This window comes from Bacillus sp. PK5-006 (assembly GCF_054161415.1).
In genome coordinates, this window is the sequence record NZ_CP096414.1 from 1301304 (window position 1) to 1321203 (window position 19900).

General features: G+C 42.2%; 20 protein-coding genes, 1 pseudogene and 1 other annotated feature. Of the genes and pseudogenes, 18 read left to right on the forward strand and 3 right to left on the reverse strand.

From position 1 onward, the window contains the following. Positions 1-4: 4 nt before the first annotated feature. Positions 5-733 carry an amino acid ABC transporter ATP-binding protein gene (locus tag M1D84_RS06655; RefSeq protein WP_024423116.1) on the reverse strand — a complete coding sequence of 243 codons (729 nt, stop codon included), beginning with the start codon at positions 731-733 and terminating at the stop codon, positions 5-7. Between the two features lie 230 nt (positions 734-963). Between M1D84_RS06655 and M1D84_RS06660 the strand changes: the two genes are divergently transcribed. From M1D84_RS06660 to udk, 13 genes are all read left to right on the forward strand, one after another. After that, positions 964-2028, forward strand: a complete 1065-nt coding sequence (locus tag M1D84_RS06660) for an AI-2E family transporter (protein WP_044331701.1) — start codon at positions 964-966, stop codon at positions 2026-2028. Between the two features lie 44 nt (positions 2029-2072). Then, positions 2073-2280 (forward strand) — a binding site (T-box leader). 81 nt (positions 2281-2361) lie between these two features. Continuing rightward, positions 2362-4998, forward strand: coding sequence for an alanine--tRNA ligase (alaS, locus tag M1D84_RS06665; protein WP_185853721.1), 2637 nt, complete (start codon positions 2362-2364; stop codon positions 4996-4998). An 89-nt stretch (positions 4999-5087) separates the two neighbouring features. Then, positions 5088-5354, forward strand: a complete 267-nt coding sequence (locus M1D84_RS06670; protein WP_008358522.1) for an IreB family regulatory phosphoprotein — start codon at positions 5088-5090, stop codon at positions 5352-5354. A gap of 3 nt (positions 5355-5357) precedes the next feature. Then, the gene (ruvX, locus tag M1D84_RS06675) at positions 5358-5774 is read left to right on the forward strand and encodes a Holliday junction resolvase RuvX (protein WP_025092420.1); all 417 of its coding nucleotides are present in this window, start codon (positions 5358-5360) and stop codon (positions 5772-5774) included. Between the two features lie 15 nt (positions 5775-5789). Next, entirely contained in the window at positions 5790-6071 is a 282-nt protein-coding gene (locus M1D84_RS06680; RefSeq protein WP_024423112.1) for a DUF1292 domain-containing protein, read from the forward strand. A gap of 154 nt (positions 6072-6225) precedes the next feature. Beyond that, positions 6226-6792, forward strand: a complete 567-nt coding sequence (locus M1D84_RS06685) for a biotin transporter BioY (RefSeq protein ID WP_041107025.1) — start codon at positions 6226-6228, stop codon at positions 6790-6792. Then, positions 6792-8252: an acyl-CoA synthetase gene (locus M1D84_RS06690; RefSeq protein ID WP_185854542.1), complete on the forward strand. Its 1461-nt coding sequence runs from the start codon at positions 6792-6794 to the stop codon at positions 8250-8252. The genes M1D84_RS06685 and M1D84_RS06690 overlap by 1 nt, the downstream gene beginning before the upstream one ends. Next, the gene (locus tag M1D84_RS06695) at positions 8240-9328 is read left to right on the forward strand and encodes an acetyl-CoA C-acyltransferase (RefSeq protein ID WP_073206466.1); all 1089 of its coding nucleotides are present in this window, start codon (positions 8240-8242) and stop codon (positions 9326-9328) included. Before M1D84_RS06690 ends, M1D84_RS06695 begins: the two co-directional genes overlap by 13 nt. Positions 9329-9401: 73 nt before the next feature. After that, positions 9402-10484, forward strand: coding sequence for an endolytic transglycosylase MltG (gene mltG, locus M1D84_RS06700; protein ID WP_025092416.1), 1083 nt, complete (start codon positions 9402-9404; stop codon positions 10482-10484). Between the two features lie 211 nt (positions 10485-10695). After that, positions 10696-11361 carry an O-methyltransferase gene (locus tag M1D84_RS06705; protein ID WP_281237028.1) on the forward strand — a complete coding sequence of 222 codons (666 nt, stop codon included), beginning with the start codon at positions 10696-10698 and terminating at the stop codon, positions 11359-11361. Continuing rightward, on the forward strand, positions 11358-12287 hold the full coding sequence (locus tag M1D84_RS06710) for a peptidase U32 family protein (protein ID WP_034622436.1): 930 nt from the start codon (positions 11358-11360) through the stop codon (positions 12285-12287). Before M1D84_RS06705 ends, M1D84_RS06710 begins: the two co-directional genes overlap by 4 nt. A 20-nt stretch (positions 12288-12307) precedes the next feature. Continuing rightward, complete coding sequence (locus tag M1D84_RS06715) at positions 12308-13576, forward strand: peptidase U32 family protein (RefSeq protein ID WP_375850929.1); 1269 nt, start codon at positions 12308-12310, stop codon at positions 13574-13576. 7 nt (positions 13577-13583) lie between these two features. Then, positions 13584-14216 carry a uridine kinase gene (gene udk, locus M1D84_RS06720; RefSeq protein ID WP_024423106.1) on the forward strand — a complete coding sequence of 211 codons (633 nt, stop codon included), beginning with the start codon at positions 13584-13586 and terminating at the stop codon, positions 14214-14216. Positions 14217-14279: 63 nt separating this feature from the next. Here udk and M1D84_RS06725 read toward each other — a convergent pair. Beyond that, a pseudogene (locus M1D84_RS06725) lies at positions 14280-14414 on the reverse strand (Ig-like domain-containing protein); the annotation flags it as partial. 525 nt (positions 14415-14939) lie between these two features. Between M1D84_RS06725 and greA the strand changes: the two are divergent. The 3 genes from greA (at position 14940) to M1D84_RS06740 (ending at position 17939) form a co-directional block, all read left to right on the forward strand. Continuing rightward, positions 14940-15413: a transcription elongation factor GreA gene (greA, locus tag M1D84_RS06730; protein WP_008358505.1), complete on the forward strand. Its 474-nt coding sequence runs from the start codon at positions 14940-14942 to the stop codon at positions 15411-15413. A gap of 50 nt (positions 15414-15463) precedes the next feature. Beyond that, entirely contained in the window at positions 15464-17206 is a 1743-nt protein-coding gene (locus M1D84_RS06735; RefSeq protein ID WP_151040130.1) for a peptidoglycan D,D-transpeptidase FtsI family protein, read from the forward strand. A 67-nt stretch (positions 17207-17273) separates the two neighbouring features. Continuing rightward, on the forward strand, positions 17274-17939 hold the full coding sequence (locus tag M1D84_RS06740) for a YrrS family protein (RefSeq protein ID WP_151040128.1): 666 nt from the start codon (positions 17274-17276) through the stop codon (positions 17937-17939). 218 nt (positions 17940-18157) lie between these two features. Here the strand turns inward: M1D84_RS06740 and M1D84_RS06745 are convergent, their stop codons facing one another. Beyond that, positions 18158-18361 carry a YrzA family protein gene (locus tag M1D84_RS06745; protein WP_024423103.1) on the reverse strand — a complete coding sequence of 68 codons (204 nt, stop codon included), beginning with the start codon at positions 18359-18361 and terminating at the stop codon, positions 18158-18160. A 186-nt stretch (positions 18362-18547) separates the two neighbouring features. Here M1D84_RS06745 and M1D84_RS06750 point away from each other — a divergent pair, with 186 nt between their 5' ends. Together M1D84_RS06750 and mtnN are read left to right on the forward strand one after the other, a co-directional pair. Continuing rightward, positions 18548-19189: a class I SAM-dependent DNA methyltransferase gene (locus M1D84_RS06750; protein WP_024423102.1), complete on the forward strand. Its 642-nt coding sequence runs from the start codon at positions 18548-18550 to the stop codon at positions 19187-19189. A 15-nt stretch (positions 19190-19204) separates the two neighbouring features. Continuing rightward, complete coding sequence (gene mtnN, locus M1D84_RS06755) at positions 19205-19900, forward strand: 5'-methylthioadenosine/S-adenosylhomocysteine nucleosidase (protein ID WP_024423101.1); 696 nt, start codon at positions 19205-19207, stop codon at positions 19898-19900.

The window sequence follows — 19900 nt, forward strand, 5'->3', positions numbered from 1 at the left end:
CCCCCTAGTGATTTAATATACGGCTTAAAAATAATTGAGCACGTTTCTCTTGCGGTTTTTCATAAAATGCAGCCGGTGTTGATTCTTCAAGAATTCTGCCTTCATCAATAAAGACAATGCGGTCAGCCACTTCGCGGGCAAAGCCCATTTCATGTGTGACGACAACCATGGTCATGCCTTCACGAGCCAGCTGCTTCATCACATCTAATACCTCGCCGATCATCTCTGGATCAAGTGCAGATGTCGGTTCGTCGAAAAGCATCACCTCCGGCTTCATCGCAAGCCCTCTTGCAATGGCAACGCGCTGCTGCTGTCCGCCCGAGAGTCGTGAAGGGTAGGTGTCTGCCTTTTCAGGAATGCCGACTTTATTTAAATAAAATTCAGCTGTTTCCTTTGCTTCTTCCTTGCTCACTTTTTTGACCTTCATCGGCGCAAGCATAATGTTTTCAAGCACCGTCTTATGCGGATAGAGGTGAAAATGCTGAAAGACCATTCCGATATTTTGCCTAACAAGATTGATGTTGGTCTTCGGATGCTGAACAGACACTTGGTTGACGAGAACTTTTCCCGCATCAATGCTTTCAAGACGATTGATACACCTGAGCATCGTGCTTTTACCAGACCCTGAAGGACCGATGATCACAACAACCTCCCCTTTTTGAATATGTAGGTTAATGTCCTTAAGTACATGGAACTGGCCATAATGCTTGTTGACTTCTTCGAATGTGATCATGAAGAACCTCCTCTTGTGTTTCATTGGCTAAAGCTAAAGTGGATTCTAGCACAACTTGTGTAAAAAGAAGTAAATGATGGAATATTTTCTGACGAGATTTTACAGCAAACAGTGACTTTGGATGGAGCTGTATGTTTCATGTGTATTCATTTTTAACAAAGTTAGGACAAATTTTATTTACGTGGATAATTGCAGAAAATGGTTAAACAATAAGAAAAGAGGTGAAAAAGGTGAAGAAACGTCCGATCCAATTTCTGATATATGCTGCAGGGGTTCTGCTTGTCCTTGCATCCTTGCTCATTTTACTGCAGCTCGACGAGTTATGGATGCCTGTTTTTTTATTGCTGAAGGCGGTTCTCATTCCGCTTCTCATCGCTATTTTTATTTCTTATCTGCTTTATCCGATTGTGGAAAGACTGCATGCACGAGGGCTGCCGAGAACAGTCAGTCTCTTACTCATCTATGTCCTGTTTTTTGGCGGGATTGGTTTTGCGGTATATAAAGGAGCGCCTGTTATGATCGCACAGTTAAATGAGCTGTCAGAACAAATTCCTGTCATCGCTGAAACGTATAATGGCGCTTTATCACATATTCATCATCATACGAGCCACTGGCCTGACGGACTTCATGACCGCTTGGACCGCTTCATTGTTCAATCGGAGACATATGCAGCCAATAGCGCTGAGCGGATGATTCTTAGCTGTAAAGTTTTATTTGATTACGCATTAGTCGCTGCACTCATCCCTTTTCTTGTTTTTTATATGGTAAAAGACATGAGTACGATGAAACGGGCGGCATGGTATTTAACGCCGCCGTCATTTAGGAAGAGGGGGCATGCCTTTGTGAAAGCAGTGGATGAATCGCTTGGTGATTATATTCGAGGGCAGCTGCTTGTCTGTTCTTTAATCGGGGGTGCAGCAGCCATTGTGCTTTGGCTTTTTCATATCCCGTATCCGCTCGTTCTTGGCATGCTGATAGGAGCAACGAACGTGATTCCGTATTTTGGACCGATAATTGGCGCAGTTCCTGCCATCTTTATTGCGTTTACCATCTCAGTGAAATCGGTCATCATCGTATTGATCACAGTAGCGGTGCTGCAATTTTTAGAGAGCAATGTCCTCAGCCCGATCATTGTAGGACGAAGTCTTCATATGCATCCTGTCGTCATTATGCTTGTCTTGCTTGCAGGAGGGGAGCTGTTTGGCTTAATTGGGATGATTTTAGCCGTTCCAGCAGCTGCGATTATCAGGGTGATCATTGTGCAATATATCCTGATGAGACGAAGCGTTCATTGACAAGACGAGCCGAGTTGTCTATAATAATTTCGATTCATACATATTGAAATTCAATGACGGACCCGAGTACGTTAAAAAGCTGTTGCAGAGAGAGGCTTTATTTGCTGAGAAAAGCCTTATCAGACCTTTAACGGAAGCTAGTCCCGAGTGCAGATAAACACTGCCGCTCTCTTCCGGCGTTATCGGATGTGAAGGTGATAGACGAATGTGTCTATAATCAGGGTGGTACCGCGAGAACATCTCGTCCCTGTGTAAGTCGTTTTGTGCTTGCATAGGGCGGGATGTTTTTTTCGTTTGTGTGGAGATTGATGAATGATAAGGGAGGATTTTTGAATGAAAACTTTAACTTCAGCTCAAGTACGTCAAATGTTTTTAGACTTTTTTAAAGAAAAAGGACATGCTGTAGAACCGAGTGCGTCACTTGTACCGCATGACGATCCGACACTTTTATGGATCAACAGTGGGGTGGCAACATTAAAAAAATACTTTGATGGCCGCGTCGTACCTGACAATCCGCGTATTTGCAACGCACAAAAATCGATTCGTACGAATGATATTGAAAATGTAGGGAAGACAGCACGTCATCACACGTTCTTTGAAATGCTTGGCAACTTTTCTATTGGTGATTATTTTAAAGAAGAGGCCATTGAATGGGCGTGGGAATTCCTCACTAGTGAAGAGTGGATTGGCTTTGATCCGAATTTGTTATCTGTGACAGTCCACCCAGAGGACGAAGAAGCATATATCCTTTGGAGAGATAAAATTGGTGTGCCTGAAGAACGTATTATCCGTCTTGAAGGCAACTTCTGGGATATTGGCGAGGGCCCAAGCGGACCGAATACAGAAATTTTCTATGACCGCGGTGAATCATACGGTGACGACATGAACGATCCAGAATTATATCCAGGCGGAGAAAACGAGCGTTATCTAGAAGTATGGAATCTCGTGTTCTCTGAATTCAACCATAATCCAGATGGATCATACACCCCACTACCGAAGAAAAACATTGATACAGGGATGGGCCTTGAACGAATGGTATCTGTCATTCAAAATGTGCCAACGAACTTCGATACAGACCTTTTCATGCCGATTATTCGTGCAGTCGAAACCATTTCTGGAGAAAGCTATGGTTTGGCGAAGGAAAAAGATACAGCATTTAAAGTCATTGCTGACCATATCCGGACAGTTGCCTTTGCTGTAAGTGACGGTGCGCTTCCTTCCAATGAAGGCCGCGGATATGTATTAAGACGTTTGCTGCGCCGAGCTGTGCGTTATGCAAAAACGATCCATATCCACCGTCCGTTTATGTATGATTTAGTGCCAGTTGTTGCTGAGATCATGAAGGATTTCTACCCAGATGTACAAGCAAAAGAAGAATTTATTGCGAAAGTCATCAAAAACGAAGAGGAACGTTTCCACGAAACACTGAACGAAGGGTTAGCTATTTTGTCAGAAGTGATCAAAAAAGAAAGAGACAAAGGCAGCTCACAGATTTCAGGTGAAGATGTATTTAAGCTGTATGACACGTATGGATTCCCTGTCGAGCTGACAGAAGAATACGCAGAAGATGAAAACATGACAGTTGATCGAGAAGGCTTCCAAGCGGAAATGGAGAAGCAGCGTGAACGGGCAAGAAATGCGAGACAAGATGTCGGCAGTATGCAGGTTCAAGGCGGCGCTTTAGGCGATATTAAAGTGGAAAGTACCTTTGTTGGCTACGAAAATTTAACTGCGGAAACTCGCATTATCGAATTGCTTCAAAATGGTGAACTTGTCTCTGAAGCACATGAAGGAGACACGGTGCAAATCTTGTTAGATGAAACGCCTTTCTATGCGGAAAGCGGCGGACAAGTAGCGGATAAAGGAACACTAAAAAGTGCAGAAGCCATCATTGAGATCAAAGATGTGAAAAAAGCGCCAAACGGTCAGCATGTCCATGAAGGAGTCGTTGTAAGCGGTACGGCTCAAAAAGGTCTCGAGGTCACTGCAGAAGTGGAATCGGCTCTTCGAAAAGGGATTGTCAAAAACCATACAGCGACACACCTTCTGCATCAGGCGCTCAAAGATGTATTAGGAAGCCACGTAAACCAAGCAGGTTCATTGGTAAATGAAAACAGACTTCGCTTTGATTTCTCTCACTTTGGACAAGTGACGAAAGAAGAATTGTCTCAAATTGAAAAAATCGTCAACGAAAAAATTTGGGAAGGTATCTCTGTTGCCATTGACTTGAAACCAATTGCTGAAGCAAAAGAAATGGGTGCAATGGCGCTCTTTGGCGAGAAGTATGGCGATATTGTCCGTGTTGTCCAAGTGGGCGATTACAGCATCGAGCTATGCGGCGGCTGTCACGTGCAAAACACTGCGGAAATCGGTTTGTTTAAAATTGCATCTGAGTCGGGTATTGGTGCTGGAACACGCCGTATTGAAGCTGTGACTGGTAAAGGCGCTTATGAAGAATTAAATGACCAGCTGGCGATTTTAGAACAGGCAGCAAGTGAGCTGAAGTCAAATACGAAGGATGTACCAAAACGGATTGCTTCATTACAGGCAGATTTAAAAGAGGCTCAAAGAGAAAACGAATCTCTCCTTGGGAAATTAAGCCAAGCAGAAGCTGGCTCTATTTTAGAGAAAGTGACAGAAGTTGGCGGAGTGAAAGTATTAACTGAAAAAGTAAATGCTAAAGACATGAACCATTTAAGAACAATGGTTGATGACTTAAAAGTTAAATTAGGATCAGCTGTCATCGTCCTTGGAGCCGTTCAAAACGGAAAAGTAAACATTTCAGCAGGAGTAACAAAAGACGTGATCGAAAAAGGTCTGCATGCAGGGAAGCTTGTGAAGCAGGCAGCTGAAATCTGCGGCGGAGGCGGAGGCGGACGTCCAGACATGGCACAAGCAGGCGGAAAACAACCAGAAAAGCTTGAAGAAGCACTGGCAACTGTCGAAGAATCTGTCAAATCCGTTTTATAATCAGGCAATGTAGTGTAGAATAATGGTATTAGATGAGCGGTTAGAAAAAAGCTTGCTAGTAGAATGTTGGAAGAGAGGTGCAAGAAGCAGTGAGTTCATTTGATAAGACAATGAAGTTTAACTTCTCTGATGATTCAGCTGAAACCAATGTGAATGAAGTGCTCATTACAGTTCATGACGCACTCCAAGAAAAAGGATACAACCCGATCAATCAAATTGTCGGATACTTGCTGTCAGGCGACCCTGCTTATATTCCAAGACATCAGGATGCACGCAACCTAATTCGTAAACTAGAACGAGACGAATTAATTGAGGAATTGGTTAAATCGTACTTAGAGACACATAAAGAGGCGTAAAACATGAGAATTTTGGGCTTAGATTTAGGCACGAAAACCCTTGGTGTTGCGATCAGTGATGAAATGGGATGGACAGCGCAAGGGGTTGAAACAATTAAAATTGATGAAGCAGGCGGAGACTTTGGTCTCAGCCGCCTGTCTGAGATCATAGCGGAATACGGAGCGGATAAAATTGTACTTGGCTTTCCAAAAAATATGAACGGTACGGTCGGTCCTAGAGGCGAAGCCAGCCAATCATTTGCGAAAGTGCTAGAAAACACGTACAATGTTCCTGTTGTGCTTTGGGACGAGCGTCTGTCAACAATGGCAGCGGAAAAAATGCTCATCTCTGCAGATGTGAGCAGACAAAAGCGTAAAAAAGTCATTGATAAAATGGCGGCTGTCATGATCCTGCAAGGATATTTAGACAGCTTAAATTAAAATGAGGTGAATCAAATGGAACACGGAGAAAAGCAAATTACAATCGTTGATGATAATGGAAATGAACAGCTTTGCGAAGTACTATTTACTTTTGAAAGCGACCATTTTAACAAATCGTATGTCCTTTACTACCCAATTTCTGAACAAGACAATGAGGAAATTGAAATTCATGCATCAAGCTTTACACCGAATGAAGACGGTGAAGATGGCGAGCTAGAGCCGATTGAAACAGATGAAGAATGGGACATGATTGAAGAAACGTTAAATACGTTCTTAGATCAAGAAGACGAAGAATAGAACAAATAAAAGGCCTGTGAACAGATCTTCTTGATCTTTCTTCACAGGTCTTTTTTTACGATCAATATGTTAACTTAATTTCATTTTATGTTGACATAATGAATTGTACCTTTTACTCTGTTTTTAACAATAAATTGAGTGAGGGGCATGGAGATTGAAAATACAAGATATGATGCAAATAGCGTTAATGACAGCGGTCATCGGGATGTTAGGCTTGATCCCGCCGATTTTACTTACATTTACACCTGTACCGATTACATTGCAAACCGCAGGTCTTTTGCTTGCTGGGGGGCTGTTAAAGCCAAAACAAGCACTGATCAGTTTATGTCTTTTTCTTTTGGTTGTGGCAGCAGGCGCACCTCTTTTGTCAGGCGGGAGAGGCGGGATAGGGGTCTTCTTTGGTCCAAGCGGTGGTTTTCTTCTTGCTTATCCTGTTGCTGCCTTCATGATCAGCTTATGGGTGAACCGGCTGAAAAAAGTAACCGCACTGCGTCTTTTTGTGATCTATGCGGTTTGCAGTATTGTGATTTTGTATATGTGCGGCATCCCCTTTCAAGCCATGATGATGCATATTAAGGTGTCGCAGGCCGCTTTCCTTAGTTTGATTTATCTTCCAGGTGATCTCATCAAAGCGGGAATGTGTGCTGTCTTTACGGTTAAAATCATACAGGCCATGTCATATCGAAAAAGGGATCTGCATAAAGGGAGGCGTGCGGTTTGATCAGAATAACGGAAAGCTATGCAGTACATGCAGAAATGAAACCAGATCAGATTGCCATCATAGATGAGCAAGAAAGCATTACATATCAAGATTGGTACGAACGTGTACAGAGATCAGCGCAGTGGTTACAAGGAACGGCTCATCAGCAAAAAAGAATCGCTTTTTTATTATCAAATGGTGCTTCTTTTTTGCAACTATTTGCGGGCGCTGCTTGTGCAGGGTGGACAGCCGTTCCGCTTGATCCGAGATGGAGTCATGAAGAATGTGTTGAAAAGCTCTTGTTAAGTGAGGCGGATCTCGCCATTATAGAGGATCGATTGATGAAAAGATTTGAACAAAGCAGCGTAGACATACCGATTATTTCTTTATCTGAATGGAAGGAAAGAATGAGCCTTCTCACAGACAGTCCAGATAACAGCTGCGATACCGAGAAGGATCCTGTCTTTTATATGGGATTTACGTCAGGATCAACAGGCTCACCGAAAGCCTTTATTAGGCGTCAGCAGTCTTGGATCGAGAGCTTTCGAATGACCACCGCTTCATTTGGAATCACTCATCAAGATCATGCTCTTATATTAGGTACACTTTTATCCTCTCACTTTTTATATGGTGCCATCAGTACATTATACTTTGGCGGCACAGTGACGCTTTTAGAAAAATTTGTGCCAGTAAAAGCGAAGAAAGCCTTAGAGACAGGTGATATCACCGTGATGTATACTGTCCCAACAATGACAGAAACGTTACTGCAAATCGAAGCTTTTAGAGAAGACAATCCGCTTCTTGTCATGTCATCGGGAGCAGATTGGAGCAGCTCTTCAAAAGAACAGCTCGTCACCAATTATCCACATGTCACTTTTTTTGATTTTTATGGCACATCAGAGTTAAGTTTTGTCTCTTATTTGTCTTCAAATGACTTTATGCAAAAACCTTCTTCTGTTGGACGGCCTTTCTCCTCCATTCAAGTAGAAGTAAGGCGGCCTGATCAATCTGTCTGCCAGCCAAATGAAACAGGGAGGATTTATGTGAAGAGCCCAATGACGTTTTCAGGTTACTTGCATGAGCAGAAACCGCCGGAGGAGTGGCTGACAGTTTACGATATGGGATGGCTGGATGAAGACGGTTATCTGTATATGAGCGGTCGTGAGAATGGCATGATTGTCTATGGAGGACTGAATATTTTCCCAGAGGAAATTGAGCGTGTGCTAAATGAACAGCCAGAGGTAAAACGGTCGATTGTGGTTGGCGTTCCTGACCCATATTGGGGTGAAATCCCTGTTGCCATACTGGAGCAAGAGCCGCAAATAAAGGCGGTTCGACAAGCTGTTAAAGAAAAGCTGGCGGCCTACAAGGTACCAAAAAAATGGCTTGTGATTGATCAAATGATTGAAACATCCGGCGGAAAAATAGCCCGCGCGAGCATGAAAAAGTGGGCGGAGGAGCAATTGTCATGCAAGCAGTGATCGTAGAAGCAAAACGAACACCCTTCGGTGACAAAAATGGGATGCTGAAAAATTATCGCCCAGAGCAATTAGCCGCTCCCCTTATTCGGCATTTGTCTCAGATCATGACACCGGATGACGTCATATTAGGCAATGTCGTCGGAGGCGGTGGAAATATGGCCCGTCTGTCCTCATTAGAAGCAGGTCTTCCTTTACACGTTCCTGGTATGACAATTGACAGGCAGTGTGCCTCTGGTCTTGAAGCGATCCGAACAGCTTGCGTCATGGTTCAATCGGGGGAGGGCACGATGTATATCGCTGGCGGGACTGAGAGCATTTCCAGCTCACCAATGAAAGAGAGAGCGCGCTTTTCACCGGAGCGGATAGGAGATCCGCATATGGGAGAAGCAGCAGAGCTGACCGCGTCGGCATTTTCCGTCACGAGAAAAGAACAAGATGACTATGCACTTTTAAGCTGGGAAAGAAGTTTAGCGGCATTCACACATGGTACATATTCAGAAGAAATCGTTTCGATTGACGGGATGAACATAGATGAAGCGGCTGCTAAAATAAGACCGATGGCAAAGCTGATCAAGCGGGCAAAGCCTGTATTTTTACCGGGAAAAGGAACTGTGACTGCCGCCAATAGCTGTAAGGAAGCGGACGGAGCAGCCGCTGTCGCTGTGATGGAAAGATCGCTAGCGGAAGCAAGTGGATATAAGGCAATGCTACGGTATGCCGGAAGTGCTGTGACAGCGATACATCCTCATTTTCCAGCTGCTTCACCAATTGATGCGATCAAGAAGCTTTTACATCAAGAGAACATCAAGGCAGAGGAAGTGGCGCTATTTGAAATCAATGAAGCGTTTGCGCTGAAAGCTGCACTTATTGCCCGGACGCTGGGGATACCATATGACCGGATCAATAGAAGAGGCGGTGCACTTTGCCTTGGGCATCCTTACAGCGCGTCAGGAGCTGCTATGATGGTGAGATTATTTTATGAAGGGCGCGCCTTACCGAATGGAAGCTATGTCATGGCTGCTATTGGAAGTGGTGGCGGCATTGGTTTAGCCGTGTTATGTCAAGTTCTGTCATGACATGCATAAGCAAGGAATTGCCGAACTCCGTCGAATCATGTACTATAAAAGCTAGATGTGAGGAGGGCCATGCATGTTTTCAGAACAAAAGAAACGACCATTCTTCAAGAGAAAAATGGGGATCGTCCTGTTATCTGTCCTTGCTGTCATCATCATTGCAGCATTATCAGGCTTTTTATATGTTAAATCAGCACTCGGACCGGTCGATCAAAAAAGCAAACAAACCATTAATATTCATATTCCAAATGGGACATCTGTCCGCGAAATTGCGGGCATTTTAAAAGAAAATGGGCTCATTTCGAATGACACGATTTTCACTTATTATGCAAAATACAAAAAGGCGTCCGGCTTTAAAGCGGGATATTTCCATTTAAAACAAACAATGGACGCAGACACGCTGATCAAAAAGCTGACATCTGGCGGGACAGATTACGCCTTTCAGCTTGTGATTCCAGAGGGAAGACAGCTGTCTGATATCGCAGCCATTATTGCAAATCAGACGAATTTTTCAGCGAAGGAAGTTGAAGCGAAGCTGGATGATCCTGCTTTTATTCAAACGTTAATGAAAAAATATCCGAAAACCGTGACATCACAGGTGAATGGAAAACAGGTGAAACATCCGTTGGAGGGTTATTTATTCCCTGCTACGTATCCATTTTATCGTGAGGATGAATCGCTCGAAACGATCATTGAAACGATGATTAAACAAACAGATCAATACGTGAAAACGTATGAAAAAGACATGAAAAAGAGAAACATGTCCATACATGATGTGTTAACGATGGCTTCACTGATTGAAATGGAAGCAACAGAAAAGACAGATCGGGCAAAAATCTCAAGTGTATTCTATAACCGGTTGAAAAAGGACATGCCGCTTCAAACTGATCCAACCGTTCTTTATGCACTTGGTGAGCATAAATCCCGTGTGTATTACAAAGACCTAAAAGTGAAATCTCCTTATAACACGTATAACAACAAAGGGCTGCCGCCTGGACCTATTGCAAATGCGGGTGAATCCTCTTGGAAAGCCGCACTGCATCCAGAGAAAACGGATTACGTTTACTTCCTTGCGAAGAAAAATGGAGAAGTCGTATTTACGAAAACGTTAAATGAGCATAATAAAGCAAAAGCGAAATACATCACAGGCAGCAATTAATGGACAAGTGAATCGAAAAAGACTGTAGACAATACGAGATTGCCTGCAGTTTTTTTCGTTGGAATCTCCATTTTATAGGTTCGCAATTGCTACTTCTTTGTGGTAAAATATATCGGGTTGTTTTTACTTAGATGAACGAAAGATTGACGAGAAAGAGAGCTGCAATAGGCAGGACTCTTCTTTTTCAGGTCATGAAGGAGCTAGACAGATAATGACTATCGAAGATGATCGAATAAATGATTATATTGAACATTTAATTCACCCAAGTTCTGATGCAATCGCTCAATTAGAGATCTATGCAAAAGAGCATCATGTACCAATTATGGAAAAGGTGAGCATCGAGCTTTTATTGCAGCTGCTTTCGATGAAACAGCCGAAGAAAATTCTGGAGGTCGGGACAGCGATTGGCTATTCCGCTATTCGAATGGCAACAGCTCTTCCAGATGCTGAGATTTATACGATTGAGCGAAATGCAAAGCGCTATGAAGAAGCAACACGGAACATTGAGGAATTAAAGTTAAAAGAAAGAATACATGTGTTTTTTGGTGATGCGATCGAATCGGCTAAAACGGTCCAAACGATGGCGCCCTATGATGTGATCTTTATTGATGCCGCAAAAGGGCAGTACAAGCGTTTCTTTGAATTGTTTGAACCGATGCTCGCTCACGACGGAATGATTATCACAGACAATGTATTATTCAAAGGTTTAGTGGCAACGAATTATGAAGAAGAAATTGAAGATAAACGAAAAAAACAATTAATTGGAAAAATTGATCGATACAATCAATGGCTCATGTCAAACCCTGATTTCCAAACGTGCATTATTCCAGTTGGAGACGGGATCGCCATTAGTACAAAAAGAGGTGACCAATCATGAAGAAACCAGAATTGCTTGTGACGCCAAGCAGCGTGTCAGACGTACTGCCATTAATTGAGGCAGGAGCTGATGCATTCTTAATAGGCGAACAAACATACGGTATTCGTCTTGCAGGTGAGTTTTCAAGAGAAGATGTGAAACAAACGGCTCTGCTTGCACATGCCCATCACAAAAAAGTGTATGTAGCGATGAATGCGATTTTTCATAATGACCGCGTGCAGCTGCTTGGAGATTATTTAACCTTTCTCGATTCATTAAGCGTGGACGGCGTCGTCTTTGGAGACCCAGCCGTGATCATGGCAGCAAAGGAAACAGGAGTGAACCTGAACCTTCACTGGAGTACAGAAACGACTGGGACAAACTATTACACTTGTAACTACTGGGGCAGAAAAGGCGCATCGCGTGCTGTTCTTGCAAAAGAGCTGAATATGGACAGTGTGATCGACATCAAAGAAAATGCTGAGGTGGAGATTGAAATTCAAGTCCATGGCATGACATGTATGTTTCAATCGAAACGTACGCTCATCGGCAACTACTTTGAATACCAGGGCAAACAAATGGATGTCGTAGGCAGAAACATGGAGGAAGGGCTATTCCTGCATGACCAAGAGCGTCAAAACAAATATCCTATTTTCGAGGATGCAAACGGAACACATATTATGAGTCCAAATGATGTGTGTATGATTGACGAATTAGAAGAGTTTGTTGACGCAGGCATTGACTCATTTAAAATTGACGGAATTTTAAAGTCACTTTCTTATATGACAGAGGTGACATCACTTTATAGAAAAGCAATTGATTTACTAACGACTGACAAAGACGCGTATGAAGATCAGAAAGAGGACTGGGTGAAGCGGATTGAAGAGATTCAGCCAGTGAATCGTTCGATTGATACAGGGTTCTTCTTTAAAGAAACGGTTTATTAAGATAAGAGGAGGCAGAGGAAATGGCATTATTGAAAGATGGTATTTCTGAAATGATAGATGGGAAACGTGTCATTACAAAAAAACCAGAACTGCTTGCACCCGCAGGAAACTTGGAAAAACTGAAAATTGCTGTACATTACGGAGCTGACGCTGTTTTTATTGGCGGGAAAGAATTTGGACTTCGCTCAAATGCAGATAACTTTTCAATTGAAGAAATGGCAGAAGGTGTCGCATTTGCAAACAAATATGGCGCACGCATTTATGTGACAACAAATATCTTCGCCCACAATGAAAACATGGACGGGCTGGAGGAATACCTTCAAAGGATCGAAGGCGCTGGAGTAGCAGGCATTATCGTAGCTGATCCACTGATCATTGAAACATGTAAACGTGTTGCACCGAAGCTTGAAGTCCATTTAAGCACACAGCAGTCTCTTTCAAATTGGAAAGCTGTTCAGTTTTGGAAGGAAGAAGGGCTTGAGCGTGTGGTGCTCGCACGTGAAACTAGTGCGTTAGAAATTAGAGAAATGAAAGAAAAGGTCGATATTGAAATCGAAACATTCATTCACGGTGCGATGTGTATCGCATATTCTGGCCGCTGCGTGCTCAGTAACCATATGACGGCAAGAGATTCTAACCGCGGAGGCTGCTGCCAGTCCTGCCGCTGGGATTATGATCTTTATAAACTAGAAGGTTCTGAGGAAGCGCCATTATTTGGTGAAGAAGATGCGCCATTTGCGATGAGTCCAAAAGATTTGAAGCTTGTTGAATCCATTCCTCAAATGATTGAAATGGGAATTGACAGCTTAAAAATTGAAGGACGGATGAAATCCATTCATTATGTTGCCACTGTTGTAAGTGTGTATCGTAAAGTCATCGATGCGTACTGTGCTGATCCAGACAATTTTGTCATTCAGCAGGAATGGTTAGATGAATTAGATAAATGCGCAAACCGTGACACAGCACCAGCCTTTTTCGAAGGCGTACCAGGAACAGATGAACAAATGTTTGGCATTCATGGAAAGAAAACGACATTTGATTTCGCAGGTCTTGTTCTTCATTATGATGAAAAAGAACAAATCGTGACATTGCAGCAGCGTAACTTCTTTAAGCAAGGCGACGAAGTCGAATTCTTCGGTCCAGAGATTGAGAATTTCACATGCAAAATTGAAACGATTTGGGATGAAAAAGGAAATGAACTAGATGCCGCTCGTCATCCGCTGCAAATCGTCAAATTCAAGCTTGATCAAAAAGTATACCCTAGCAACATGATGAGAAAGGGGAAATAACAGCCACATGAGGAGTAAACCAGTTGTCATTGGTATTGCTGGCGGCTCGGGTTCAGGTAAAACGAGCGTCACCAATTCAATCTATGAAAAATTTAAAGGACACTCCATCCTCATGCTTCAGCAAGATCTATATTACAAAAATCAAAGTCATATGCCATTTGAAGAGCGCCTGCTCACGAACTATGATCATCCGCTTGCATTCGACAATGACCTGATGTTTGAGCATTTGGAACAGCTCCTAAGATACGAATCCATTGAAAAACCAATATACGATTTTAAACTAAATACACGTTCAGAAGAGACGGTTCATGTTGAGCCGAAGGATGTCATTATCGTTGAAGGTATCTTTGCGCTCGAAGACGAACGTTTGAGAGACTTAATGGATATTAAACTGTATGTTGATACAGATGCAGACCTTCGCATCATCCGCCGCATTTTACGCGATACGAAGGAAAGAGGCCGGTCGATCGATTCTGTGATTGAACAATATGTATCTGTTGTCAGACCGATGCATAATCAATTCATTGAACCGACGAAACGATACGCCGATATCATCATCCCAGAAGGCGGCCAAAACCATGTGGCGATCGACTTAATGGTCACAAAAATTCAAACCATTCTTCAAAACCGAGCAGAGTAAATGGTGGAGAAGAAAAAGACCTTTACAGTGTAAAGGTCTTTTCAACATCATCTTACCAAACTCTCACAAAAACTTGTCTTTATAAAGAGTGATAGTGGCATCGCCACGTGAATGAACGGTCACTAGCCCATTAGAGCTAACAGAAGCAACACTCTGGTTATCTGTCCAATAACGTGTTGCTGCAGCATTATAGACTGTTATTAGAGCAGCATTCTCGGAAAAAATCTTAAGGGTTTGATATGATAAGAAAACAATGAAGAAAAGAAGAGATGGAGAAATCACTACCACATAGCGAAAGAATGAAGTTGAAAAAGTATATTAAAAAAACGACAAACAAATCATCACAAATTTTCAAACAATTCTTGATCAAAATGCAATTTTGTAATAATATAGCATAGACATATCGTACACTGACCATATTATGTATTGGAAGATGGAGAATGGATAAGCTATTCTTCTACATATGATCGAAATGGCCGAACGAGGTACAGGAGCTTCCTGTGCCTTTCCACAGTTTGTGCGATTTTAGACCGCTGCGAGTGGTCCTGTCTAATAAAAGGCATAATAGTTGCATCTAAAAGGGACGCCATGTAAGATGGACTTTTACGAATATGGTACAGAAGGAATGAGGGCCTGAACATGTCCTCATTCTTGTATATTTCAGTCGTCACTCACGTGCAGAAAGTTTGTATGATGAGGATTAATAGAAGGAGTGAATGATTCATGGCACAAGAGAAAGTATTTCCAATGACAGAAGAAGGAAAACGTAAATTAGAAGAAGAGCTTGAATATTTGAAAACGGTTAAACGTAAAGAGGTTGTAGAGCGTATTAAAATCGCTAGAAGTTTTGGAGACCTCTCTGAAAACTCGGAGTATGATTCTGCTAAAGAAGAGCAGGCGTTTGTAGAAGGCCGTATTACAACGCTTGATAATATGATTCGTAATGCTAAAATTATCGAAGATGAAGGAAACTCAAATGTGGTTTCACTTGGTAAAACGGTGACATTCGTTGAATTACCAGACGGGGAAGAAGAGTCTTACACAATTGTTGGAAGTGCAGAAGCTGATCCGTTTGAAGGCAAGATTTCAAACGATTCACCTATTGCAAAAAGCCTTTTAGGTAAACAAGTAGACGACAAAGTAACCGTTCAAACACCTGGCGGAGAAATGTTCGTCCAAATTGTAAAAATTTCATAATCACGTTTATCAGGTAAACACCTCGTCCACAATAGGGACGAGGTGTTTTTATGCGCAAAAAAAGAAGAATTCAATGGACAGGTGCGATTATTTTTATACTATTGCTCGGTCTTCTGATGAGACTGGCAGAAATTCAGCTGTTCTTCACAGAATCGTTTTCAAAGCTTGATATCAATTTAATACAAGAAAGTGTCAAACAGCGAACAGAAGAAGTCGTTATTTCAGACGGGCGCGGTGAGTTTTTAGATCGAAACGGCCAAGCACTTCTTACAAAAGAACAGCCTGCGGTTATCTTATTTCCTTTCCTGCAATATGATCTTCCACGCTTACAGCAAACCGCCTCTATTCTTGAGATGGAAGAGGATGAACTCAAAAAACAGTTAACAGAAACGAAAAAACCTCTCATTTTAAAAGATGACATTACGAAAAAAAAGCTGAAAGACATCAATGATATGAAATATTCAGGTGTGTACGGCGTATATATGAAAGAGAAGGACAAAAAAAGACTTGCCCTCCACACATTAGGTTTCACAAGCGAAAATCCAGAACTATTGAGAAAGCGTTATCCTGACAAAAAAGAGCTTTCCATACGTACTGAAATCGGCACATTTGGGCTTGAAAGCACCTTTGACGAATTTCTATTACCCGAGCAAGACACAAAATTGTTATATCATGTGGACGGAAGGGGAAACCCTTTGTTCGGTATGGACGTCAAATATACAGCAGAAGCTCATTCCTTTTATCCACTTCAGGTACAGACAACAATAGATGAAGACATGCAGGCTGAAATGGAGAAGGTGCTCAAAGAACAAGGCGTTGAAAAAGGCGGTGCCGTTCTGCTCGACATTGAAAAAAGCAGTGTACTGGCGATGGCGAGTACCCCAAATGTCACAAGTAAAAACCGGCATGAGGCAAGAAATTACATGCTGACAGCCATTGCACCAGGCTCTGTCTTTAAAACGGCTGTACTTGCCGCAGCAATCGAAAAAAATCTTGACCAGCCACAAACCATGTATGACTGTCGAAAGAATTTATATGGAGAGCCTGAAGGAAAACAGGAAGTGCTGAATCTGACGGACAGTTTCTCTGAGAGCTGCAATTATACCTTTGCGACACTTGCTGAAAGGCTCATTCAAACAGATGATCAAATCATCGAAAAGACGGCTGCAAAGCTTGGACTCTTAGATCGAGCTGGCTGGGAAGGGGATGTCTATCATAAGCAGCACTTCAAACAGTTTGATCGTGAAGAAACAGGCAGTGTGTGGGGAGATAAAAGAGACAAGCATGTCAAAAAAGCCATTGCACAAACCGCAATAGGACAAAAAAATGTCAAAACGACGCCTCTGCAAATCGCGAATATGATGGCTACGATCGCAAGAGGAGGAGAACGAAAAGAAGTGAAAATCGCAGAAAAAGTGCTGTATCAAAACGGAACAACGATGCTGTCCTTTCAAAACAAACGGCCTGAAGGGGGCAGCATAGACCGCTATACAGCCCAAAAGCTGCAAAAATTTTTAAGACAGGTGGTGACCTCTGACAAGGGAACGGGAAGAAGGTTTCAAGATTTGCCATACGATGTAGCGGGAAAATCAGGTACTGCCCAAACCGGCAGTCAAGACAAAAAGGGGAATCCGCTTTATCATAAGTGGTTTGCTGGATACTTTCCGGTAGAAAAACCAAAATACGCCCTTGTCGTTGTTCACCTAGATGAGACAAGTGGCCGGGCTAAGACAAATGATGCGTTTTATGATATTGTAAAAAAGGTCAATGAAATTGAAAAGAAACAGACATAGAACATCCCTTCATGACATGTTAGAATAGTAACGACTTAGGGAACAGAGGCAAAGGAGTGCAGAGATTTTGAGTAGAAATTCTCGATTTGAACATCGTGATAAGCGCAGAAAGGCAAATATGGTGCTTAACATATTAATTGGTATAGTTGTGGTGCTTATTTTGGTTGTCGCATCGAGTTTGTTAATTTTTAATAAGCCGAAAGAAACAGATGTAGCAAAAGAGCCATCAAAAACGGCACCTGCAACGAGTGAAAATAAACAAAACTCACAAGAAGATGTGAAAGATCCAAAGAAAGACACATCCGATGATTCAGATGCAAAAAAAGACGACTCATCTGATCAAGACGACGAAAAGAAGAAGACAGATGATGAAGAAAAACCTAATAAAGATGCGTTAAAAGACGCCAAAGAAACAGATGGCGGCAAAACGAGTGATGTAGACAAAACATACGAAAATGATGACTGGGAGCCTGTAGGAACAGAGCAATCCGGTTCACATACAGCAACCTATGATTCCAGCTCAAAAGACTGGAAAGAAATGATCAAAGCCATGTCCTATGCGACAGGAATTTCAGAAGATCAAATGACCGTTCTTTGGTTAGGAAATAACGGAGGTCCTCAAGATGCAAAAGGAACCATCCGTGATAAATCAACAGGTGAACGCTACCGCGTGGAAATTACGTGGGTAGATGAAAAAGGCTGGAAACCTGTGAAGGTTGAAAAATTAAGATAAACACGAAAAAAGATAGCAGATTGTTGACAAAGGGCTAAAATGATGTTTATTTTAGCCCTTTGTCTTCTTTTCAGCGTGATAGAAAACCTTTGCAGTCTAGGAAGGACGAGTACTGGAGCGGAGCGAATTTGACATTCGTGAGCACCGGCACGCAGAACTGACAACGAATGCGAGGGTTTGTCTACACGCTGAGATAGCAGATATGCTATCTTTTTTGTTTAGACATTCGCTTTAAAATGAACAACTGCTGTATACAAAATCCGCTCATCAATCACAGTCGTTTGATGACTGACAGAATGAACAGTCAGCAGAATCGCTTGATTATGTTCAATTTGTTTTTGGATCTTTTGTTCAAGTTCTTTTAAAGATGTTGCTTCAAAAAATTCTATTTTATCCTTTAAAAAATCCAGCTGAAAATCCATTTGATTCACCTCTCTATACTCTTCATTCATCTTAATCTCTCTCCTTCAGAAGGGCAAATGTTTTTCGGTCTCTCCCAGTATTTTTTAGTAGGAAAGAAACAGAAGTTGTGGTAGGATAGGAACTGTTCGACGGAATAAAACATACTATACGCATAGGAATAAATAGATAAAGTGGAGGGAAAGAAAATGGGACGTGAATTTCTTTCTTTATTTGATCATTGGGCTGACTCTTATGACGACACGGTAAGTGGTCATGACGAGCAGTATAAAGAAGTGTTTCGCCGGTATCCGGCTATTTTAAAAGAGATTGTCCGCCTTTCAGGCCAAAATGTTCTTGAGTTTGGAAGCGGTACGGGGAATCTAACAGCGCTGCTCCTTGCAGCTGATAAAAACGTGTTTGGTGTTGAACCATCAGATGCCATGAAGAAAGCGGCTCTTCAAAAAGGACTGCCAGATCTATTTCATGATGGGGATTTTTTATCATTTCCAGCGCCGCCTTTTGAGCCAGATACGATCGTCAGTTCATATGCATTCCACCATTTAACGGATGAAGAAAAAAAACAAGCCATTCACACCTATAGCAACATCCTTCACTCAGATGGTAAAATAGTTTTTGCTGATACAATGTTTCAAAATCAAGCAGCACATCAAGCTCAGATCGACAAAGCGAGAGCCGCAGGGTTCGATCAGCTTGCAGAGGATTTAGAAACGGAATATTATCCATCCATTGATGTGCTAAAGCAAATCTTTGAAGAAGAAGGTTTTAGCACGTCCTTTCATCAAATGAATGATTTTGTTTGGATCGTAGAAGCGAAGAAAAGGGAATGAAAGGATGTTTTTGATTTGAAAATCGCAGTTATAGGTGCAATGGAAGAAGAAGTGACGATTTTAAGAGATCAACTAAAAAATGCTACACAAGAAAACATCGCTGGGTGTGAATTTACAACAGGTGTTTATGAAGATAAAGAAGTGATTTTATTAAAATCAGGGATTGGAAAAGTAAATGCAGCGGTCAGCACAACATTACTGCTTGACCGCTTTCAGCCAGATTATGTGATCAATACAGGATCTGCTGGCGGTTTTCACCACTCATTAAATGTAGGTGATATTGTCATCTCTACTGATGTGAGACATCATGATGTAGATGTGACCATCTTTGATTACGAATATGGACAAGTGCCGGGACTTCCAGCTGCTTTCATTGCAGATGAAAAGCTTGTGAAGCTGGCAGAAGAATCTGCTTTAGAAATTGATCATATTCAAGTGGCAAAAGGAACGATTGCAACAGGAGATTCGTTTATGAATGATCCGGATCGTGTAGCGTTTGTGAGAGAGAAGTTTCCAGAGCTATATGCGGTGGAAATGGAAGCCGCAGCCGTTGCACAGGTCTGCCAGCTCTTTGGTACGCCATTTGTTGTCGTTCGTGCGCTATCAGATATTGCAGGGAAAGAATCCAATATCTCCTTTGATCAATTCCTTGAGCAAGCAGCGATTCACTCAACCGACCTTGTCTTGCGTATGATAAAGCAAACACAATAA

Bases quoted from the DNA above. Each gene is read 5' to 3' on its own strand.
- M1D84_RS06655 (WP_024423116.1), bottom strand. From the start codon at position 733: ATGATCACATTCGAAGAAGTCAACAAGCATTATGGCCAGTTCCATGTA.
- alaS (WP_185853721.1), top strand. From the start codon at position 2,362: ATGAAAACTTTAACTTCAGCTCAAGTACGTCAAATGTTTTTAGACTTT.
- ruvX (WP_025092420.1), top strand. From the start codon at position 5,358: ATGAGAATTTTGGGCTTAGATTTAGGCACGAAAACCCTTGGTGTTGCG.
- M1D84_RS06680 (WP_024423112.1), top strand. From the start codon at position 5,790: ATGGAACACGGAGAAAAGCAAATTACAATCGTTGATGATAATGGAAAT.
- M1D84_RS06695 (WP_073206466.1), top strand. From the start codon at position 8,240: ATGCAAGCAGTGATCGTAGAAGCAAAACGAACACCCTTCGGTGACAAA.
- mltG (WP_025092416.1), top strand. From the start codon at position 9,402: ATGTTTTCAGAACAAAAGAAACGACCATTCTTCAAGAGAAAAATGGGG.
- M1D84_RS06705 (WP_281237028.1), top strand. From the start codon at position 10,696: ATGACTATCGAAGATGATCGAATAAATGATTATATTGAACATTTAATT.
- M1D84_RS06710 (WP_034622436.1), top strand. From the start codon at position 11,358: ATGAAGAAACCAGAATTGCTTGTGACGCCAAGCAGCGTGTCAGACGTA.
- M1D84_RS06715 (WP_375850929.1), top strand. From the start codon at position 12,308: ATGGCATTATTGAAAGATGGTATTTCTGAAATGATAGATGGGAAACGT.
- udk (WP_024423106.1), top strand. From the start codon at position 13,584: ATGAGGAGTAAACCAGTTGTCATTGGTATTGCTGGCGGCTCGGGTTCA.
- greA (WP_008358505.1), top strand. From the start codon at position 14,940: ATGGCACAAGAGAAAGTATTTCCAATGACAGAAGAAGGAAAACGTAAA.
- M1D84_RS06735 (WP_151040130.1), top strand. From the start codon at position 15,464: ATGCGCAAAAAAAGAAGAATTCAATGGACAGGTGCGATTATTTTTATA.
- M1D84_RS06745 (WP_024423103.1), bottom strand. From the start codon at position 18,361: ATGGATTTTCAGCTGGATTTTTTAAAGGATAAAATAGAATTTTTTGAA.
- M1D84_RS06750 (WP_024423102.1), top strand. From the start codon at position 18,548: ATGGGACGTGAATTTCTTTCTTTATTTGATCATTGGGCTGACTCTTAT.